General features: G+C 68.0%; 1 protein-coding gene. It reads right to left on the bottom strand.

The features are described from left to right. Window positions 1-1,642, bottom strand: a 1,642-nt coding sequence (locus tag BST12_RS28845; protein ID WP_139802051.1) for a type I polyketide synthase, incomplete at both ends; no start/stop codon positions are given.

Genomic DNA, 1,642 nt, shown 5'->3' with positions numbered 1-1,642 from the left:
CCTCCGGGCCATCCACCCCACCCGGGAACCGACACCCCATCCCCACCACCGCAATAGGCTCATCGGCGCGCACCGGCGCACTCACCACCGCCCCGGCGCCCCCGGTGGCGCTGCCCTGCAACCGCGCACGTAGATAACCGGCCACCGCAGCCAGATTGGGGTAATCGAAAATCACCGTGGCCGGCAACGTCAAACCCGTGACCTGAGCCAACCGGTTACGCAACTCCACCGCGCCCAGTGAGTCCAACCCCACCTCGCTAAACGCCCGCTCGGCCTGCACCGCCTCCGGCGAGGAATGCCCCAACACCGCCGCGAGCTGACCCCGCAACTCGGCCACCAACAACGAATCCCACTCCGCCTCAGGAGCTGTCGCCAGCCGCTGGGCCAACGTCCCCGCAGCCGAAGCCGCCGCCGCAGGAAGGCTCACCAACCGACTCAACAAAGCCGGCAACAACCCCAAACGGGCTTGCCGACGCAACGCGGCCACATCCAGCCGCGCCGGCACCAACACCGCCTCACCCCGCCCACACGCCAGATCGAACAACTCCAAACCCTGCTCGGTCGACATCGCCGCCAACCCCAACCCCTGCATCTCGCCGGCCATGCCGCTGGCCTGCTCCCACAAACCCCACGCCAAGGAGACCCCCGCTAACCCCTCCGCGCGCCGATAGCACGCCAACGCATCCAAAAACGCGTTCGCCGCCACATAATTGGCCTGCCCCGCGCTGCCCAACACCGCAGCCGCCGAGGAGAACAGCACAAACGCCGACAACCCCATATCCCGCGTCAACTCATGCAAATGCCACGCGCCATCGACCTTGGGCGCCAACACCTGCTCAACGCGCTGGCGGTCCAGCGACTCGATCACCCCATCCGCCAGCGCCCCGGCAACATGAATGACCGCCCCCAGCCGATGCTCACCACCAATGCTGTCCACCACCGCCGCTAACTGCTCACGGTCCCCCACATCACAAGCCACCACCTGCACCCCACACCCCAACTCGGCCAACTCCAGCACCAACTCCCCCACCCCCGCCGCCGCCGGACCACGCCGACTGGCCAACACCACATGCCGCACCCCATAACGGGCCACCACATGCCGAGCCAACACCATCCCCAACACCCCAGTACCCCCGGTGATCAACACCGTGCCCGCTGGATCAAACACCGACCCCGCCACCGGTACGTCGATGCGCTCGGTTACCTGCACCAGTCGCGGCGCCAACACCACCCCCTCGCGCACCGCCAACCGCGGCTCACCACCCTGGGCCACCACCGCCGGCACCACCGCCCACGACGCCTCACTGCCATCAACGTCGAGCAACATAAACCGGCCCGGATGCTCCGACGCCGCGCTACGCAACAACCCCTCGACCACCGCGCCCACCAAATCAGGCACCTCACCCTCGGCGACCGCCACCGCCGCCCGAGTCACCACCACCAACCGCGAACCGGCCAACACCGGCTCACCCAGCCACGCCTGGATCAACCCCAACGTGTCATACAACCCCCCACGAACCTCACCAACACCAGCAGCGGTGACCGGCCCATCAGTAACCACCACCTCCGGTGGGCTGCCACCCGCACCGACCGCCGCCGCTAACGCCCCCACATCCCGGTAACGCTGCACCCCCTCCCAAAC

It is taken from the genome of Mycobacterium angelicum, assembly GCF_002086155.1.
GTDB classification, from domain to species: Bacteria; Actinomycetota; Actinomycetes; order Mycobacteriales; family Mycobacteriaceae; genus Mycobacterium; species Mycobacterium angelicum.
This window is presented reverse-complemented; position numbering and strand designations above follow the sequence as displayed.